General features: G+C 68.1%; 11 protein-coding genes and 1 pseudogene. 2 read left to right on the top strand and 10 right to left on the bottom strand.

Annotated elements, in window-relative coordinates; genetic code table 11:
- Positions 1-106: 106 nt before the first annotated feature.
- The 3 genes from P2Q66_RS17610 to P2Q66_RS17600 are packed head-to-tail and all read right to left on the bottom strand — an operon-like array spanning position 107 to position 7576.
- On the bottom strand, positions 107-937 hold the full coding sequence (locus tag P2Q66_RS17610) for a DNA-formamidopyrimidine glycosylase family protein (protein WP_275730235.1): 831 nt from the start codon (positions 935-937) through the stop codon (positions 107-109).
- Entirely contained in the window at positions 930-5969 is a 5040-nt protein-coding gene (locus P2Q66_RS17605) for an ATP-dependent helicase (RefSeq protein WP_275730233.1), read from the bottom strand. The genes P2Q66_RS17610 and P2Q66_RS17605 overlap by 8 nt, the downstream gene beginning before the upstream one ends.
- 56 nt (positions 5970-6025) lie before the next feature.
- Positions 6026-7576, bottom strand: coding sequence for an FAD-dependent oxidoreductase (locus P2Q66_RS17600; protein WP_275730230.1), 1551 nt, complete (start codon positions 7574-7576; stop codon positions 6026-6028).
- Positions 7577-7771: 195 nt separating this feature from the next.
- On the opposite strand from P2Q66_RS17600, the gene P2Q66_RS17595 reads away from it, so the two are divergent.
- A complete protein-coding gene (locus P2Q66_RS17595; RefSeq protein ID WP_079598175.1) occupies positions 7772-8233 on the top strand; it encodes a DUF4383 domain-containing protein in 462 nt (153 codons plus the stop codon).
- A 152-nt stretch (positions 8234-8385) separates the two neighbouring features.
- Here the strand turns inward: P2Q66_RS17595 and P2Q66_RS17590 are convergent, their stop codons facing one another.
- The 5 genes from P2Q66_RS17590 to P2Q66_RS17570 all read right to left on the bottom strand — a co-directional run bounded on the left by P2Q66_RS17590 (position 8386) and on the right by P2Q66_RS17570 (position 12284).
- Positions 8386-9036, bottom strand: a complete 651-nt coding sequence (locus tag P2Q66_RS17590; protein ID WP_275730228.1) for a DUF4232 domain-containing protein — start codon at positions 9034-9036, stop codon at positions 8386-8388.
- A 134-nt stretch (positions 9037-9170) separates the two neighbouring features.
- The gene (locus P2Q66_RS17585) at positions 9171-9920 is read right to left on the bottom strand and encodes a YcnI family protein (RefSeq protein ID WP_275730289.1); all 750 of its coding nucleotides are present in this window, start codon (positions 9918-9920) and stop codon (positions 9171-9173) included.
- A gap of 139 nt (positions 9921-10059) precedes the next feature.
- Complete coding sequence (locus P2Q66_RS17580; RefSeq protein ID WP_275730225.1) at positions 10060-10695, bottom strand: hypothetical protein; 636 nt, start codon at positions 10693-10695, stop codon at positions 10060-10062.
- 116 nt (positions 10696-10811) lie between these two features.
- On the bottom strand, positions 10812-11897 hold the full coding sequence (locus P2Q66_RS17575; protein ID WP_275730223.1) for a nitronate monooxygenase: 1086 nt from the start codon (positions 11895-11897) through the stop codon (positions 10812-10814).
- Between the two features lie 177 nt (positions 11898-12074).
- A complete protein-coding gene (locus tag P2Q66_RS17570; protein WP_079598092.1) occupies positions 12075-12284 on the bottom strand; it encodes a hypothetical protein in 210 nt (69 codons plus the stop codon).
- Between the two features lie 210 nt (positions 12285-12494).
- Between P2Q66_RS17570 and P2Q66_RS17565 the strand changes: the two genes are divergently transcribed.
- A complete protein-coding gene (locus P2Q66_RS17565) occupies positions 12495-12842 on the top strand; it encodes a hypothetical protein (RefSeq protein ID WP_115526207.1) in 348 nt (115 codons plus the stop codon).
- 122 nt (positions 12843-12964) lie between these two features.
- On the opposite strand, the gene P2Q66_RS17560 is transcribed toward P2Q66_RS17565, so the two are convergent.
- Together P2Q66_RS17560 and P2Q66_RS17555 are read right to left on the bottom strand one after the other, a co-directional pair.
- Positions 12965-14704, bottom strand: coding sequence for a thiamine pyrophosphate-dependent enzyme (locus P2Q66_RS17560; protein WP_275730222.1), 1740 nt, complete (start codon positions 14702-14704; stop codon positions 12965-12967).
- 44 nt (positions 14705-14748) lie between these two features.
- Positions 14749-15624, bottom strand: a pseudogene (locus tag P2Q66_RS17555) (amino acid permease); the annotation flags it as partial.

Raw genomic sequence — 15624 nt, 5'->3', positions numbered from 1 at the left:
GGGCCGGCCACTGAAGGCGGCTCACTGAGCGCCAACCATTGAACGGTGTCCACAGAACGCCCCAGCCCAGGACCCGGCGTCCGCGGACCGGCGTACGAGGACAGGCCTACACCGGAGCCGGCTGGCACCGGGGGCAGAAGTAGATGTCGCGCTCTTCATCGCCGCTGGGTTTGCCCAGCAGGCCGCGGCGGATGGGCGTCCCGCATTTCAGGCACGGCTGGTGCTCGCGCCGGTAGACCCAGTACCCGGGACGTCCCGCCATCCTGCCTACCGGCAACCCGCGGGCATTCAGGATGGTGACGCGGCGCCCGGGGCCGAGGTTGACCTCCAGCAGCTGTTTGGCGTCCGTCATCATGGTCCGCACATCTTCGACCCCGGAGACAGGAGTGGCGGGATGCACGCCCGAGAGGAAGCAGGCCTCGCACCGGTAGATGTTGCCGATTCCGGCAAGGTTCCGCTGGTCCAGGAGGGCCACTCCCACAGGAACGTCCGGCGCGGCGCGGACCCGGCGTTCGGCCTCATCCAGGTCCCAGTCGGGGCCCAGGAGGTCCGGGCCGAGGAACCCCACAACGGAGTCTTCTTTGTCGGTGGCCACAACTTCCAGCAGGCCCAGGGAAAATCCGACGGCGTCCGCGGCTTTGGTGCGCAGGACGCACCGTGCGGTGAAGCCGGGTTTGCGCCACCTGCCGCCGGGTGGATAGACCTGCCAGGTTCCCTCCATCTTCAGGTGCGAATGGATGGTGAGCTTTTTGTCATCAGGGCTTACCACCCGCATCAGGAGGTGTTTTCCGCGGGGCACCACCTCGGCCACCGTCCAACCGGCCAGGTTAAGGGTGGCGAAGCGTGGGACGCGGAAATCGGAGGCCAGCAGGGTCTGCCCGGCCAGGGCCTGGTGCAGCTGGTTGGCGGCACGCCAGACGGAATCACCCTCAGGCACGGATCCGCAATCCCTTCGGCGTGGAGTAGGCCCCTGCGGAGCTGAGGGCGGCCGCCACGGGGGTGTCCAGAATGCCGTGCCCGTTCACTTTCTCCATGATCAGCTTGTCCACCGCGCCCCGCGCCACAACGCCCACCAGTGCCGCGCCCGCGGCCGCCAGGACGGCTTCGTCGTCATTGAAAGCCAAAAGCGTCTTCCCGCCGCGTTCCACATAAAGGACCAGCGCTCCGTCCACCAGGACAACAAGGGCCCCGGCCTTGCGTCCCGGGCGGTGCCCGGTTCCTGCCTCGTCCTGCAGGGCTGGCCAGGGCAGGGCGGCGCCGTAGGGATTGGCGGGGTCGGTGGCCGCGAGTGCCAGAGCTACGGGATCGGGCTTGGCGAGCTGGGTGTCCTCCGCGTAGGAGCGGAGCCGGTCCACCGTGGCCGGAACAGCGAACTGGGCAGCCCCGAGGTGTTCGATGAAGTAGCCGCGGCGGCAGCGCCCTGCTTCTTCAAGCCGGGCCAGTACCTTGTACATCAGGCCGAAGCCGCCCAGGATCTGCTCGGCCATGACCGAACCCCGGGTGACCACCCCGTACCGGTCCAGCAGGAGTTCGGCGGTGGCGCGGGCATGGATGGTGGCGTCCAGTTCCGGTTCAGGAAGCGCAGACCAGCGGCCGGCGGCCATGGGCGGAGTGGCGGCAGCACCTGAGGTGCCGTAGCGGCCGCCGGCCAGGCCCGGAGAGCCCATGAGCCCGGTGCCGTGTGAACGGCCCAGCCTGCTCAGCCGCGGTGCCCGGGCCCGTGGTGCACGGGCCACCTGGCGGTGCGCCGTGTGGCCGCCCGCAATGAGGGCCCGGACGGGAGCGAAGGTGTCCCCGGTGATGCGCCCTGCCCACGCCAGCTCCCACAGCGCCGTCACCACCTCCTGGTCGCTGAGTACGGTGTCCATGCCGCCGGCGACGTCCGTCAGCTGGCGGAAAAAGTAGCCGCCGCCGTTGTTCCGCAGATGGTCCAGGAGGCGCTGCCCGGCATCACCCGGCTCGTACTCCGGCGCCGGGTTCAGGGTCAGTTCTGCCGAATCCGCCAGGTGCAGGCTGACCCAGCCGTCGTTCCCCGGCAAAGCCCCGGCGCCGGACCACAAAACTTCCCCGGCAGCCATCAGCTCATCCAGCATGGCCGGCTGGTAGTTGGACACCCGGCTGGCCAGGATGAGCGGTTCCCAGGCGGACGCCGGCACCGGTACCCCGGAGAGCTGGTCGATGGCGGTGACGATGCCGTCCAGGCCGCGCAGCGACGGCTGCCCCCGGCCGGTTCCGGGAACCCTTACGTGCTGCCAGGCAGGCAGGAAACGCCCGTAGGCGGCGGCGTCCACCGGCTCAACTTCGGCACGCAGGGCAGCCAGCGAACGGCGCCGGAGCTTGCGCAGCACCTCGGCATCACACCATTCGCTGACAGCAGTGTGGGGAACGGCCTGTGGTGCCGGCGACAGGAGACTTTCTTCCGGCCCCGCTTCGACATCCAGCGCCGTTTCAGGATCTTCCGGGGCCTCCGCTTCTACAGGGTTGGAGGTGTTTTCCGGCTCCGTCGCGTGCGGGCGGAACTCACCCTCCACTACCCGGCCGTCCGCGGCGAGCCGTTTCAGGGCCGTGCCCACTACCGCCACGCCCAGTCCCAGCCGCGCTGCCGCTTCACCTGAGGTGAAGGGCCCGTGGGTCCGGGCGTACCGGGAAACGAGGTCTCCCAAAGGATCGGCCACCGGTTCGATAAAGGCCAGCGGCACACCCATGGGCAGCGGGACGCCGAGGGCATCCCGGAGCCGGGCGGCGTCCTCGACGGCAGCGAAGCGCTCCACCCCGCCGATATTGACCTTGATGGCGCGGTTGGCGCGCTGCAGCGCGAGCAGGTGGGCAGTGGCCAGCGCGGCGTCGGCCGGCGCGTCGGCGTCTGCCTCCGCCTGGAGACGTGCCGCAGCCTCCTCCGGCGCAAGCGGACCGAGCAGCCGCAGCAGGTCGGCCACGCCTTCGAGGCCCCGCGCCCGCCGGTCCGGGACCAGCCGCTGCAGCTCACGTTCAGTGGCTTCGATGACCTTGGCGTCCAGGAGTTCGCGCAGTTCAACGCGTCCCAGCAGTTCGTTGAGGAGGGTGGAATCCAGGGCCAGGGCTGCGGCCCGCCGCTCGGCCAGCGGGGAATCGCCCTCATACAGGAACTGGGCCACGTAGCCGAACAGGAGGGACTTGGCGAACGGCGACGGCTGCGACGTGGTGGTCTGCACGATCCGCAGCTCCCGCCGTTCCACAGAGGCTGCGATGTCCTTCAACGCAGGGAGATCGTACACATCCTGCAGGCATTCCCGGACGGTTTCCAGCACGATGGGGAACGTGGGGTACTTCCGGGCCACATCCAGCAACTGCGCCGAGCGCTGCCGCTGCTGCCAGAGGGGCTGCCGCTTCCCCGGGGTCTGGCGGGGGAGCAGCAGGGCCCGGGCGGCGCATTCCCGGAACCGGGAGGCGAAGAGTGCGCTGCCGCCTACCTCCGCGGTGACAATCTGCTCCAGCTCCTCCGGGTCAAAGAGGAACAGCTCGGCGCCCGGCGGCTCGTCCTCCATCATGGGAACGCGCAGGACGATGCCGTCGTCGGCCGCCATGGCCGAGCCGTCCAGCCCGTACCGCTGGTGCAGGCGCTGCCCGACGGCGAGGGCCCACGGGGCGTGCACGGGCATGCCGAACGGGCTGTGCAGGATGACGCGCCAGTCGCCCAGTTCGTCGTGGAACCGCTCCACCACCAGCGTGGTGTCGCTGGGGACCACCTCGGTGGCCTGCTTCTGTTCCGTCAGGTACTGGATCAGGTTGTTGGCGGCGAAATCGTCCAGGCCGCTCGCTTTGCAGCGCTCGGTGGCAGGGCCGGTGTCCGACGCGGAGAGTTCGCGGACGAACGCGCCGAGGGCGCGGCCCAGGTCCACGGGCCGGCCCAGAGAATCGCCCTTCCAGAAAGGCAGTTTGCCGGGCTGGCCGAAGGCGGGCGACACCAGCACGCGGTCATGCGTGATGTCCTCGATTTTCCAGCTGGTGGCGCCCAGGGCAAAGACGTCCCCCACCCGGGATTCGTAGACCATCTCCTCGTCCAGTTCGCCGACGCGCCGGCCTCCCTTGGGGGCAGGCGCCGGCTTGCCGTCGGCGGACGGCGACGCCGAGCCCTCAAGCTCGGTCCCGATGATGTAGACACCGAACAGTCCGCGGTCCGGGATGGTGCCGCCCGACGTGACGGCCAGGCGCTGGGCACCCGGCCGCCCTTCGATTGTGCCGGCATTGCGGTCCCAGACGATCCGGGGGCGGAGCTCGGCGAATTCGTCCGACGGGTAACGGCCCGCCAGCAGATCAAGGGTGGCCTCGAACGCCGAGCGGGGGAGCGACGCGAAGGGGGCCGAGCGGCGCACCGTACTGAACCATTCCTCGACATCGATGCTGCCCAGTGCGGTGGCGGCGACGGTCTGCTGGGCCAGGATATCCAGCGGGTTCGCGGGGATGCTGAGCCGCTCGATCTTGCCCCCGAGCATCCGTTCCACCGTAATGGCGGTGTGGACCAGGTCCGCGCGGTGCTTGGGGAACAGCACACCCTGGGAAACTTCCCCCACCTGGTGGCCGGCGCGGCCCACCCGCTGCAGGCCGCTGGCCACCGACGGCGGGGATTCCACCTGCACCACCAGGTCCACGGCGCCCATGTCGATGCCGAGTTCCAGCGAGGACGTGGCCACTACACACCGCAGCCGGCCGGATTTGAGGTCATCCTCGATGAGCGCCCGCTGGTCCTTGGACACCGAGCCGTGGTGGGCCCGGGCGAGCACCGGGTCCGCTCCCGCCGAGCTTTCCGCCTGGGCCATCATGTGCGCCGGCGTGGCGGTGGAGGCTGGAACGCCCGACGGCGGGGCGCCAGGCGCGGAGGCACCGCCGGCTTCCAGCCCTTCCGCGCCGGGATCGTCCCAGCCGCCGCCCACGGCCACCAGCTGGCGTTCGGCGTAGATCTCGTTCAGGCGGGCAGTCAGCCGTTCGGACAGCCGCCGGGAGTTGGCGAAAACGATGGTGGACTGGTTGGCAAGCACCAGGTCAACGATCTTCTCCTCCACGTGCGGCCAGATGGACGCCTGGGGCTGGAGGCCGGAGGCAGGACCCGAATCGAAGGCCCCGGCCGCGCCCTGGAGGTCGGACATGTCCTCCACAGGGACGGAGACCGTGAGGTCCCAGTTCTTCTGCGCGGGCGGCGCAACGATTTCCACCGGCGCCGTGCCCGCCAGGAACTGGGCCACGAGCTCGCGCGGTTCCACGGTGGCGGAGAGCCCGATCCGCTGGGCGGGTTTGGGCAGCAGGGCATCCAGCCGTTCAAGGGAGACGGCGAGATGCGCGCCGCGCTTGGTTCCCGCCACGGCGTGGACCTCGTCAACGATGATGGTGTCCACCTCGGCGAGGGTCTCGCGGGCCCGGGACGTCAGCATCAGGAACAGGGACTCGGGCGTGGTGATCAGGATGTCCGGCGGGTTGCTGAGCAGCGCCCGCCGGTCCGACGTGGTGGTGTCCCCGGACCGGAGGCCCACAGTGATCAGCGGCGCGGGCAGTCCCAGGCGCTTGGCGGTCTGCGTGATGCCGATGAGCGGGGAGCGGAGGTTCCGTTCCACGTCCACGCCCAGCGCCTTCAGCGGCGAAATGTAGAGGACCCGGGTTTTCCGCTTGGGAGCCCGCGGGCGCCGGCCCTTTGCTGCTCCCTTTGACCCGGCGGCAGAAACCGCGGGACCGGCAGCTTCGGGTTCGGGGCTTGCTGCTGCAGAGGAGAGGAGCCGGTCCAGGGCCCAGAGGAAAGCAGCAAGCGTTTTGCCCGAACCCGTAGGGGCGACCACGAGCGCGTGGGAGCCCGAGGAGATGGCGTTCCATGCCCCTGCCTGCGCGGGGGTGGGCTCGGAAAAGGCGCCCAGGAACCAGTCGCGGGTGGGCCTGCTGAACTGGCCCATGGGCGCGGCCGCACCGGCGTCCGTGCCGCTGCCGGAAGGCTGTTCCTGGTTCATGCCTCCATCATGCCCCAAGGCACCGACAGGGATGCCGGTGCCTCCGGAACGCCCGCTCAAGCCTTTCCGGCCTGGGGGAGGTCCCGGGTGGCCGGGCCCTCCAGGAGCTTGCCCTCACTGCTGAACCGGGAACCGTGCAGGGGGCAGTCCCACGTCAGTTCACTGTCGTTCCAGTGCACGATGCCGCCAAGGTGGGTGCAGACAGCAGACAGCTTGCACGTGGTCCCGTCCACAGTCGAGGCAGCTACGGGCCGCGTTCCCTCCCGGTAAACCTCGCCCTGGCCTTCGGCAGGCACCACCGGCGCCGCCGCGGGGGCAGGCTGCTCCTTGCCCTTCTTCAGCGCCTTGGCGCCTTCGGTTTTCAGCCCTTCCGCTGCCAGCTGCCCCCAGCCGGATGCAAGCTTGGCGGCAACTCCGGCGTTGAGTGCTACCGCGGAGAGTGCGCCGGAGGGGGACGTGACCCGGTGATGGATGGTATCCGCCCACGGCACCTGGCCGCCCAGGATATCCGCTGAGATTCCCACCGCTGCCGCAACGGCGTTGGTCATGCCCCATTTGTTGTAGCCCGTGCCGAAATAGACGTGCCCTTTACCCCGGGGGAGCTTGCCGAAGAACGGCATCAGGTTGGTGGCCATGTAATCCTGGGCGGACCACGTATGCGTGGTGACCGCACCCGGGTAGTGCTGCCGGGACCAGTCGAGCAGCCCGGCAAGATGGGCTTTTTCCGATTGTGCACGTCCCACGTGGTGTCCGTGGCCGCCCACCAGCAGGAGCCTGCGGCCGTTGTGCTCGAAATCCCGGAGCGAGTGGGTGGGCTGCTCCACCGAGATGTACATGCCCGGAGGCGGCTCCTGCCCTTCCTGCAGCTGAAGTGCTGCGGCATAGGAACGGCTCGGCTTCAGCTTGGCGAAGTACAGGCCCCGGTCGAGGACGGGGATGCCGGTGGCGAGCACAACCCGGTCCGCCCGCACGCTGCCGCGGTCCGTCTTCACGGCTGAGGGAATGTCGCCGGTGACGTCCCGCAGGCGCACCCCGCTGACGATGGTGCCGCCGCGGCTCCGGATGTCCGCCATCAGTGTGTCCAGGACCTGCATCGGGTTGATCTGGGCCTGGTCGGGGAGCCGTACGGCGCCGTGCACGGCAAAGGGAAGGCCGGCGTCGCGCACGTACTCCATGTCCAGTCCGGCGGTGGTGCCGGCACTGACCTCCTCCCGCAGTTTCTCGGTGCCCTGCGGGGTGGCGGCGTAGGTGTAGGCGTCCCGGCGCTGGTAGGGCACCTGGTGTTCGTCCAGGTAGCGCAGCAGCCACGCCTGGCCTTCACGGTTCGCATCAACATACGCCTGGACCTGTTTGGCGGAGTACTGGCGGGCGAGCTGGGACAGGAAGGTGCCTTGCAGCAGGGTCACTTTGGCGGTGGTATTTCCGGTGGTCACAGCTCCGGGGAACCGTGCCTCGATCACCAGTACCTTCTGTCCGGAGCGCGCCAACAGCAAGGCGGTGACCAGGCCGGTCAGCCCGGCCCCTGCCACCACGGTGTCGTACTTGCTGTCGGGCTCAAACGGATCAGAAGTGAACGTTTCGCTGCGGTCCAACCAAATCGACGTCATGAGCTCAACCTGCCTCCGGTAATAAATCCGCTGGTGGGGGGCCAGTTTGTGATGGGTCTGTTATATACCCTGACCTATCCGTGGCGCACTTGATAAGTATACTTACCTTGTCGGGGTTTAAGTCTATGGTCAGGCACAGCCCGGCAGCCATGATGTGAACGTTTTCGACAAATAGCAGGAGAAACCATGACAAGCATGAGTTCCGACGGTCGAACCGTAGGCCGGACAAATATTCAAAAAGCAGCCCTCGCCGTAGGAGCGGTCTTCCTCCTGGTAGGCATCCTGGGATTCATCCCCGGAATCACCACCAACTACGAGACCATGAGCTTCGCGGGGCATGGATCCGGGGCCCTGCTGCTGGGCATCTTCCAGGTGTCCGTGCTGCACAACATCGTCCACCTGCTCTTCGGCGCAGCCGGTATCGCCATGGCCCGCAGTGCCGCCCAGTCCAGGAACTACCTGGTCATTGGCGGTGCCATCTACCTGGTGCTGTGGCTTTACGGCCTGCTGATCGGCCTGGACACCCCGGCCAACTTCGTCCCTGTCAACATGGCGGACAACTGGCTGCACTTCATCCTGGGTGTCGGCATGCTGGGCCTGGGCCTCGCCCTGTCCCGGGGCACGGCACGTGCCGGCCGCACCACCACGGCGCACTAGAAAAGCGCCGCACCAGGAATCATCCAACGAGGAATCAAGAACCAGGACCATCGGACCAGGCAGCCAGCCTGGTGGCGGACATAGCACTGCAGGCGGCCCGGCTGAATGCCGGACCGCCTGCAGTCGTTTGCGGGTATGGACAGGAAATGGCGCTAGGCCGGCTGGAACGCGCCGATGCTCAGCAGCGTGATGCCGGCGTTGCTGCATGCCTTGGTGGGCTGCGGCAGGAACAGCGACGCGGTGTCCTCCGGCGGGTAGATCCGGTAGCCCGCGGCGTCCACCATGGCACAGTCTGTGTAGTTTCCGGCCTGGGTATAGCGCAGCACCGCGGAGCCTGTCTGGCCCGGGGCCAGGAGGACGTCCACAACGGGGGCAGATTCGTCGCGGGTGGCGGGCGCACCGATGGGAGCGCCCGCGTTGTCCGCGGCCAGGGATACACCGGGGAAGCCCTTGAGGATGCAGGATTCAGGGCCGGTGTTGGTCAGGTTGAGCTTCATGTAGACGCTGCCGGCCGCGCCCCCGCCTGAGGCATCGGTGGCGGCGGACAGTGCCGCCGCCTTGCACAGGCCCGGTGACGCCGGGGTGGAGGTTGCCGGTGCAGCGCTCGACGGCGCGGACGACGGCGCTGCGGACGACGGCGGTGACGCGGACGGCGCCTCCGGGCTGGCTGAGCCGGTGCCCGGCGCCGTCGTGGTGGTTTGCGCTTGCGGCGTGCTGCTAGGCCCGCACGCTGTAAGCATCAGGGCGGCAGCTGCGGCCGCCGTCGACACGGCTATCCCCTGGAAAATTCTCTGAGACCTCATGGCACCACCTTCGCGGCAGCCGCTGGCCGCGTCAACGATGCGGTGTGCCTGGCGGGCATTTGATGCCCGGATCGTGATGATCCGGGCATCAAACGGGCCATTAGTGTGGCGCCGGTTTCCGTGGCGCAGGCCGCTTACTTTCCGGCGGCGCCGGCCGTTGCCTTGTTACGGGCACCGCTGCGCAGCAGGGCTGCCCCGCCCAGGGCCAGGCCGCCGATGCCGGCCGCGAGTCCTGCCCAGCTGCGGGCCCCGGCTCCGCTGTCCGTGACGGCCGCGGCCTGCTCGGTGGAGTGGGATGCCGGGCTGGCGGAGGCCTCGCCATGGCCGGCAGCGTTAGCCGCCTCCGTGATGGTGATGGTCGGGGCGGGGGACTTGAGGGAGTGCGGGTCCGCGCCGTCCTTCGCGATCTCCGACCAGTCCGTCTGGCCCACTTCGCAGGTCTGGAGGGTGGGGAAGTGCAGGGTTGTCCCGGCTGAGTCGGGGAGTTTGACGGACAGGACCAGGGCGTCCCGGAGTTCATGGGGGAGGGGCGCCTTGGCGGTGTAGATGATCTGGCTGGTCCGCTTGGTGACGGACGTGCCGTCCGCGAGCTTTTGAGGCTCGGGAAGCTGCTCCGCCACTTTTTCGACGGTCCAGTTGGGGTTCACTGTGGGCTGGGCGTCATTGAGTTCCGATGGCAGGGTGATGGCCACCTTGGTGGTGCCGGACTCCCCGCAGCCGTGCGGAATCGCGAAGGTCAACAGGGCGTAGGAGTTGGCTGAGGTCTTGTCAGGTGTGACGCCGACGTGTGCCGCGGCTCCGCCCGCTGCTGCCAGCAGCAGGGCTGCGGCGCCGCCGGTTGCAGCGGCGGCGGCCAGGGAACGGTGCATCAAGGAACGGTGCATCAGGAAGCGGTGGTTCAGGGAACGGCGAATCTGGGCACGGCGAAGGGATCGGGTGTTCATGGGGTTGCCTTTCGGATGCATGCCCGGAACCGGGCGTGCAGGAAGTGGGGGCCGCGGCCGGCAGGTTTCCGGGTGCGGTTCAGGACGGGAGAACGACGGCGGAAGGCGGGCCGCGCCGGTTGTCCTGCCGGAGATTGCGCCAGGGACGCCGGGGCGCGGCGTCGGGCGGAAAAGTTTCGGCAACGGGGCCATCAGCGCTGGGCGCTACGGCCTGGGGGAGGGCGGCCAGCGGACGAAGCCAGGCGGCGAGGGCCCAGAGGGCCGCCTCACCCCTGGCGAGCAGAAGCGCGCAGCCGAGTGTTGCCACTGCGTGGGCGGCCAGCATCAGCGGCGCCGAGCCGGGGTCTGCAGGGCCCACGTGCGCGGCCAGGGCGGCCAGTTCCGCTGAAGCTGCGTGGCTCCCGGCGTGCTGGTGGCCGTCCAGCGGAAACCCCGGTGCTGCCGCCAAACCCGGGCGGCCGAACGCGGTGAACAGCTCGTGCAGCACAAGCTGGCCGGCAGCGAGGAGCGCTGCCATCGCGGGGAAGGCGAGCCGCAGCCGTGTGGCTGCGGTGCTGACGAGGGCAGTCAGTGCCAGGACTGCCAGCAGGATCCCGGGGGCGGGCAGCCGGGCGCCGCCGGCAAGGTGCGCCCCCGCCGCAAGAGCGAAGATGCCGGTTGCCAGCGCCGAGGAACGGAAGCCGTGGAAGGGAGTGCGCGGGCGGTGCGTTGGCACGGCTACTCCTCTCCGCGCAGATGCGGAACTGCCGGGGGCAGAACTGCGGTCCAGGCCATGTTTTCGGTCCACCAGATACTATCGGGATTCGCCGAACAAACCCGCCGGGATGGGGTCTACGTGGATAACTGGCCGGGGACGCCGGCCAGCAGTTCGGCCAGGACGTCCGCGGCATTGTCATGCCGGATCAGGCGTGCGGATTGGCCAGCCCAGAGGGACATCAGCTCAGTTTTTCCCTGCGCAGCGGCCTCGGGCCGGAAGCGGCCCGTGAGCCAGTTTTGGACCGGGAACGGTGCGACGGACGGGGAGTCGGCCAGTTCTGTGATGACGCGGTTGGGGATGCCGCGGGCCAGCCTGCCGCTCATTGCTCGGGTAAGTACAGTGTGGCCGGCGGCGGGACTGCGGAGTACTGCGCGGTAAGCGGGCACGGCGGCCGATTCGCGCGTTGCCAGGAACGCTGTGCCCACCTGCACGGCGTCGGCGCCGAGTGCACGGGCGGCGGCATATCCGCGCCGGTCGGCGATTCCACCGGCCGCAACAACCGGAATTGCCACGGCATCCGCCACCTGGGGGATGAGGGCGAAGGTTCCCACCAGCGATTCTTCGGCAGGCTTCAGGAAGGAAACGCGATGGCCTCCGGACTCCATCCCGCTGGCGACGACGGCGTCCACGCCGCCTTCCTCAAGGGCAACTGCCTCATCAACGGTGGTGGCGGTGCCGAGGACCTTGATGCCGCGCCGGTGTGCTTCTTCCACAACCTCGGGAGCGGGGACACCGAACACAAAACTGACGACGGCGGGCCGGGCTTCCAGCGTGGCCTCCACCTGCTCCCCGTAGTCGGCAAGGTACCGGGCCGGCATCTGCGGCAGCGGAATGCCGAGCTCCTCGAAGTATGGTTTGAGGCCACCGACGTAGCGGTCGAAGTCAGCCTGCGGCACGGACGTGGCCTCACTGCCGGTGGGCACCCATAGATTGAGCGCGAAGGGTTTGGCCGTGGCAGCGCGCAGGTCCGCCGCGGTCCGCTGGATCGCCTCGCCGTCGTAACCGTACAGGCCGTAGGAACCCAGCCCCCCGCCGTCGCTCACTGCTGCGGTGAGCTGGACGGAGGAAGCACCGCCAAAGGGGCCCAGGACCACTGGAACGTCAATTCCCAGGAGATCGGTGAACCGGTTGGTGCCGACGGGGCTGCTGTGCGGGGCCATGGGGGTCTCCTGACGGTTGGCTGCTGGGCTGGTGCCAGTCTTGCAGGACCGGCCGCGCCACCCAAGTCAGCCAGGACCCGCGTCATTCGGCACCCAAGTCAGCCAGGACCCGCCAACCAGAGCCTCAGTCCGTCTCCGGGCCCCGGCAGTAGTGGCAGTCCTCCGGGCAGCTCTCCGTCACGCCGGTGCCGCTGCCAGGTGGTAGCCGTCGGCGATGTGGAACAGCCGGCGTCCTCCGCCAAGGGCAACAACCCACACCACGTCGCCGTCTTCCGTGCGGGCATCCACCAGCCCGGCGAAGACGGGGGCATCATTCCGTCGAAGTTCGACGTTGTCGCCAATTTCGACATCGTCCCAGCGGGCAGGGCTTGTGACGCGGTTCGCCATTGAAGTCACGGTTTTTTCCTTCGGTTTACGGCAGCGGCCTTACCACCGCTTCCTGCCATCAAACAGGTGCCGGGCCCGCTGCTTCAATGGAGGACTGACCACGGCCTCCGCTGCCTGTTTGTGCAGCCCTCCAGCACGCATCCGGGCCAGCCAAAAGGAGCGGGGCGCTAGACTGCCTGCGTAAGTGCCAGGCGATTGAAGGAGAAGTTCATGGACTACACCGGAAGCCAGTCAGAGAAGGCCGTTCCCGCAGGTGAGCTGGACCGTTCCCATATTGGCCACACCGTCAGCTTTCAGCCGAACGAGTTCACCGTTGTCTTCGGCAGGATCGCCGGGATCGCCCGGACCGAGGCAATGGTCTACCTGTCGCTGGACGGGGTGGCGGGCGGCACGCACCTGAAGGATGAGTACGATCTTCCCCTCACGCACGACGTCTACCTGCAGGTGGATGTCATGACAAACGCCGAATCCACCATCAAGGACCTGTTTGGCAAGGTCCAGGAAAACCTCCGCGGGGCAGGCCACAAGGGCGGCGACGACAGGACGGACCGGCTTTAGCCGGCGGCTGGCAGGGCAGCGGACGACGCCGGGACCTCCTGGCGCCGTCCGCTTTCCCTGTGGCACGCGTTCAGCGTGCGGTTTCCTTAGTACGCATTGACTGGCCAGTACGCCTTGACTGGCTAGTACGCCTTGACCCGCTGCGCCACCACCAAGTGGATGAGCGCGAACACGCCGTCCCTGTCGATGGCTGCCAGCGCCGCATCCAGTGCTGCTGGAACATCCTCGTCCTCGGTAACCGTGATGCCGAAACCGCCGAAGGCCCGGGCCATGAGGCCAAAGTCGGGGTTCTTCAGCTGGGTGCCGGACACTCGTTCCGGGTAGTGCCGCTCCTGGTGGGTGCGGATGGTGCCGTATTCCTGGTTGTCCATCACAATCACCAGCGGAGTGGCGCCGTACTGCGCCGCCGTGGCCAGCTCCTGCCCGTTCATCAGGAACTCGCCGTCCCCGGCGATGGTAACCACCCGCCGTCGTGGTTCAGCCAGGGATGCCGCGATGGCCGACGGGACGGAGTAGCCCATGGAGCCGTTGCGGGCGCTGATCATGGACGCGTAGCGGCGGGTGGGGAAGTACCGGTGGGCCCAGTTGGTGTGCTCGCCTGCCCCGAACGTCACCATCGCATCCCCGGGCAGCCGCGGCACCAGGTTCGCCATCAGCGTGTCCATCCGTGCCTGGCCCGGTGCAGGCGCCGCCGGGGGAAGCGCGGCGAACTGCTCCTGCTCGGCGCGCATCCGGACGGTCCAGGCCTTCCACTCCTCCTTCACCGGGAGGCTGATGTCCGCCAGTTCACGCACAAACGCTTCCGGCTTGGCCAGGATCTGCCGCGACACCGGACCGGACCGGCCACGAAGGGACGGGTCGACGGTGACCAGGAAGTTTTTCTTGTTCCAGTCCTGCCGGCAGACAAAACCGTCCGTAATAACGTCGCCCGGCACCGTGCCCACGAACACGAGCAGGTCCGTTTCCTCCAGCAGGTCATAGGTGGGGCGCGGGCGGCCATAGCCAATCGGGCCCACATAGGAGGGGGAATCGAATGACACTGTTCCCTGGGTGCGCCATTCCGCCGCTGCGGGGATGTGGTGCCGTTCCAGCCATGAAGTGAGCTCGTCGGCAGCTTCCTGCGTCCAGTCGTTGCCGCCCGTGACGAAGAGCGGTTTCCTCGCCTCCGCCAGCGCAGCTTCCAAGGCCGCGGCGTCCGTCCTGCTCATGCCGCCTGCCGCCACCGGAATGGCGGGGTGCAGGGCCGGATCGATCTGCTGCCGGATGATGTCCTCGGGCAGGCCAACCACCACCGGACCGGGCCGGCCGCTCATGGCAGCGAACATCGCTTCGGCCACGATTTCGGAGGCCCGCTCGGCATGGTCCAGGACCATCACGCGCTTGGCGCCGGTATCGAACCAGGCCTTGATGTCGAACTCCTGGAATGCCTCGCGGTCGCGGTGCGCGAAGGGGATGAGGCCTACGAAGAGCAGCATGGGCGTGGAGTCCTGCCAGGCCGTGTGCAGCCCCACATGGGCGTTAGCTGCGCCCGGTCCACGGGTCACCATGGCCACGCCGGGCCGCTGGTTCATCTTGCCGTCGGCCTCGGCCATGTAGGCCGCACCGCCCTCGTGCCGGCACACGACGGTCTCGATATCCGAATGGTGCAGGCCGTCCAGGACGTCCAGGAAGCTCTCGCCCGGAACCACGTACGTGCGCTCCACGCCGTGGGCCGTGAGCGAATCGACGATCACGTGGCCGGCGGATTTGAGTATTGCCGTGGGAACGTTGGGCCGCGCCTGCAGCGCGCCGTCCTGATGGAGGACGACGGCGGCGGGCGGGGTGGGGGAGGTGGTCACGGTGGACTGGGGCTCAGGTGTCATTGTCTTTCTTTTGTTGAGGGCGGGCTGAAGACGATGCTGTTGATTCAGGAGATGGGCGTGCGGTTGGCGATGACGGGTGCGGCGCCGGTGTAGCCTTCGCGGGTTTCGGCGATGTCGCGGATGCGTTTGCGGCAGGCGTACCAGCCGAAGACCATGAGGATGGAGGCGATGGCGGTGACGAGCATGGTCAGGGGGGATTCGATGAAGACCATGACCAGGACCCCGAGGAGGAAGAGGAGGGAGAGGTAGCCGGTGTAGGGGGCGCCGAACATGCGGAAGGTGGGGCGTTTGAGCCAGCCTTTGTCGGCCCAGCGGTGGAGTTGGATTTGGCACAGGACGATGGTGGCCCAGGTCATGATGATGCCGACGGAGGCGACGTTGAGGACGATTTCGAAGGCGTCGGCGGGGACGAGGTAGTTCAGCGGGACGCCGAGGAGGGAGACGCCGGCGGTGATGGCGATGCCGCCGTAGGGGACGCCTGCTTTGTTCATCCGGGAGGCGAAGCGCGGGGCGGAGCCGTTGACGGACATGGAGCGCAGGATCCGGCCGGTGGAGTAGAGCCCGGCGTTGAGGGAGGAGAGGGCGGCGGTGAGGACGACGAGGTTCATGATGACGTCCACGCCCTGGATGCCGATGGAGCCGAAGAAGGTCACGAAGGGGCTGACGCCTTTTTCGTAGGAGGTGTATGGGAGCAGCAGGGCCAGGAGGATGACGGAGCCGACGTAGAACACGGCGATGCGGAAGACCACGGAGTTGATGGCCTTGGGCATGATTTTTTCGGGGTTTTCGGTTTCGCCGGCGGCGGTGCCGACGAGTTCGATGGAGGCGTAGGCGAACAGGACGCCCTGCATGAGGATGATCATGGGCAGCAGGCCGTTGGGGAAGATTCCGCCGTTGTCGGAGATGAGGCTGAAGCCGAC

The organism is Arthrobacter sp. Cr_A7, assembly GCF_029222765.1.
Lineage (GTDB): Bacteria > Actinomycetota > Actinomycetes > Actinomycetales > Micrococcaceae > Arthrobacter.
Note: the sequence above shows the minus strand (reverse complement) of the source record. Positions and strands in the feature narration are given on the sequence as shown.

What these genes read in the sequence shown, in the direction of transcription:
- P2Q66_RS17605 (WP_275730233.1), bottom strand. Translation starts at nt 5,969, where the DNA reads ATGAACCAGGAACAGCCTTCCGGCAGCGGCACGGACGCCGGTGCGGCC.
- P2Q66_RS17600 (WP_275730230.1), bottom strand. Translation starts at nt 7,576, where the DNA reads ATGACGTCGATTTGGTTGGACCGCAGCGAAACGTTCACTTCTGATCCG.
- P2Q66_RS17595 (WP_079598175.1), top strand. Translation starts at nt 7,772, where the DNA reads ATGAGTTCCGACGGTCGAACCGTAGGCCGGACAAATATTCAAAAAGCA.
- P2Q66_RS17590 (WP_275730228.1), bottom strand. Translation starts at nt 9,036, where the DNA reads ATGAGGTCTCAGAGAATTTTCCAGGGGATAGCCGTGTCGACGGCGGCC.
- P2Q66_RS17585 (WP_275730289.1), bottom strand. Translation starts at nt 9,920, where the DNA reads ATGCACCGTTCCTTGATGCACCGTTCCCTGGCCGCCGCCGCTGCAACC.
- P2Q66_RS17575 (WP_275730223.1), bottom strand. Translation starts at nt 11,897, where the DNA reads ATGGCCCCGCACAGCAGCCCCGTCGGCACCAACCGGTTCACCGATCTC.
- P2Q66_RS17570 (WP_079598092.1), bottom strand. Translation starts at nt 12,284, where the DNA reads ATGGCGAACCGCGTCACAAGCCCTGCCCGCTGGGACGATGTCGAAATT.
- P2Q66_RS17565 (WP_115526207.1), top strand. Translation starts at nt 12,495, where the DNA reads ATGGACTACACCGGAAGCCAGTCAGAGAAGGCCGTTCCCGCAGGTGAG.
- P2Q66_RS17560 (WP_275730222.1), bottom strand. Translation starts at nt 14,704, where the DNA reads ATGACACCTGAGCCCCAGTCCACCGTGACCACCTCCCCCACCCCGCCC.